The 2,451-nt window shown below is 63.6% G+C and carries 1 protein-coding gene; it reads left to right on the top strand.

Features of this window, described 5'->3' with window-relative positions; all coding sequences use genetic code 11:
* Positions 1 to 149: 149 nt before the first annotated feature.
* Positions 150 to 2,258: a transporter substrate-binding domain-containing protein gene (locus FHS09_RS22400; protein ID WP_183464115.1), complete on the top strand. Its 2,109-nt coding sequence runs from the start codon at positions 150 to 152 to the stop codon at positions 2,256 to 2,258.
* Positions 2,259 to 2,451: the final 193 nt, after the last annotated feature.

The following is a 2,451-nucleotide window of genomic DNA, read 5'->3' on the forward strand; positions in this document are numbered from 1 at the left end:
GGCCGCCCGCCCCCCCCCCCCCGCCTCCTGTGGTGGGGGGGGGGCGGGGCGCGCCCCCCCCCCCCCCCCCCCTCCCCCCCCCCCCCCCCCCCCCCCCCCGCTCCTACTAGACTTTAAGGGTCATTGCTTTGAAGCCCACGGGTCTCCCCATGTCCCCCGCCCCACAAATCCTGTGCACTCTGCTCATCGCCCTGCTATGCATCGCCACCGGCTGCGAGCGCGACCAGGAAGCCGGCAAAAAGGACGGAGAGGTGTCGGTTATGGGCGAGTACCCCGTAGACGCCTATGACAATTACACCGAAACCGGCGACCTGGATGCGATCAAACGCCGCGGCAGGCTGCGCATCCTGGTGGACTTCGGCACCAGATCCCTACACCGGTCCGCCACCCGGCAGGCTATCGAAATAGAGCAGGCCATACGCCTGGCCCGGCACCTGGGCCTGAAGCCGGTGGTGCTCTACGCCAACAGTTCCGACGACCTGATTCCACTGCTGAACGCCGGCAAGGGCGACATCATCGCCAACAACTTCACCATTACCGAAGAGCGCCAACGGCTGGTGGACTTCTCCACTCCCATGGCCGGCAGCCGGCTGGTGCTGGTATCGCGCCCGGGTGTGGGCGCGGACCACTGGAAGAGGAAGACTCTCACTGTCACCGCCGGCACCACCTATGAGGCAAAGGGGCGTAAATTCGTTGAACGGCACCCGGGGTTAAAACTCGAGGTGGTGGAAAAGGACTGTATCGATCTGGCGGTGGACGTAGCCCAGGGGAGCACGGACTTTACGATTATCGACGAGTTTAGCCTGGACCTGGTGCTGCAGTTTCGCGACGATCTGAAGAAAAGTGTCTTCTTCCCTGAACGGCAACAGCTGGCCTGGGCGGTGCGCAAGCATTCCCCGCAACTGCTCGAAGTGGTGAACGACGAAATCCGCCCTATCGAACTCAGCCATACCAGCGAACGCTTTACCGGCGACCTGGATGAGATCAGGGAGCGCGGGGTTCTGCGCGCGGTAACCCGCAACTCACCCGGCTCTTATTTTATGTGGAAGGGCCGGTTGCTCGGCTACGAATATGAAATGCTGGAGGAGTTCGCCAGGAACCTGGGCCTGCGGCTGGAGATTATCGTCGCAGCGGAGCGCGACGACTTCGTCGAATACCTCAATACCGGCAGGGCGGATATCGCCGCCGGCCTGCTCCCGGTCACCGGGCGCGGGAAACAAGAGGGAATCGCTTTTTCCGATTCCTACCTGAGTGGCGGGAGCGGCATCGTGGCGCGCAAGGGGGACGGCATCAAAAGCCCGGAAGCTCTCTCTGGCCGCACCGTGCATGTGCGTCAGTCCAGTAGCCAGCATGACGCATTGAAGAAGCTGCAACGAAAGGTCCCCGGAATCGAAATGGAACTGGCACCGGAAACCATGAGCAGCCAGCAGATTATCCACAAGGTGGCCAAAGGCGACTACGACCTGGCCCTGGTCGACGAAGTCACGGTGAAACTGGAGCGCCGCTGGCGCGACGACATTCACTTCACCCTGAAACTGCAGGCCGGCGACTACGCCTGGCTGATGCGCGGGAAGAATCCCGAACTGCTGGCCTCGGTAAACGAATTCTTTGGTCACAGAGAAACCGCGGCCGCTAAAGCACTGAGCAAAAAATATTTCGATTTCCCCAGATACACGCGCCCGGAAATTACCGAACTGACCGCAGAGGGACATATTTCCCCCTACGACCGGCTGGTGCGGAAATATGCCAGGGACTACGGCCTCGACTGGCGGCTGGTGGTGGCGCAGATATTCCAGGAGAGCAGTTTCAACCCCAGGGCCAAATCCTGGGCTGGCACCCGCGGGCTGTTGCAGGTAATGCCGGTTACCGGCAGGCAGGTGGAGGAAAACCTGTACGATCCGGAGATCGGGATGCGCGCGGGTTTGAAATACCTGAAGTGGCTGCACGGCAAATTCAAAGGCCGGGATGCCACCGGCCCCGAAAATGCAATGTGGTTCACCCTCGCCGCTTACAGCGCCGGGCCCGGCCATGTGTACGACGCCAAAGACCTGGCGGAGGAGATGGGCTGGGACCGCAAGGTATGGTTCGGCAATGTGGAAAAAGCCATGCTGCTGTTATCGCAGCGCAAATACTACAAAAAAGCCCGATACGGATACGCCCGCGGCCGCGAGCCGGTGGACTACGTACGCAGGATCGAGGCCCGCTTTCACATCTACGCGGCGCTGTTGGATGCCCACCGCAGGGCCAATGACAATTAACGTAACTACTCTCCCCTCTCCCGCTTGCGGGGGAGGGGCCGGGGGAGGGGGCGTTGGCCGGGGGGGGGGGGGGGGGGGGGGGGGGCGGGGGGGGCGGGGGGGGGGGGGCGGGGGGGGGGGGGGGGGCGGGGGGGGGGGGCGGGGCGGGCCCCCCCCCCCCCCCCCCCCCCACAGCAACACAGGGCGCAAGCCA

Source organism: Microbulbifer rhizosphaerae, from assembly GCF_014191725.1.
GTDB lineage: Bacteria > Pseudomonadota > Gammaproteobacteria > Pseudomonadales > Cellvibrionaceae > Microbulbifer > Microbulbifer rhizosphaerae.

Excerpts from the sequence above, each read along its gene's own strand:
- FHS09_RS22400 (WP_183464115.1), top strand. The coding sequence starts at position 150 with ATGTCCCCCGCCCCACAAATCCTGTGCACTCTGCTCATCGCCCTGCTA.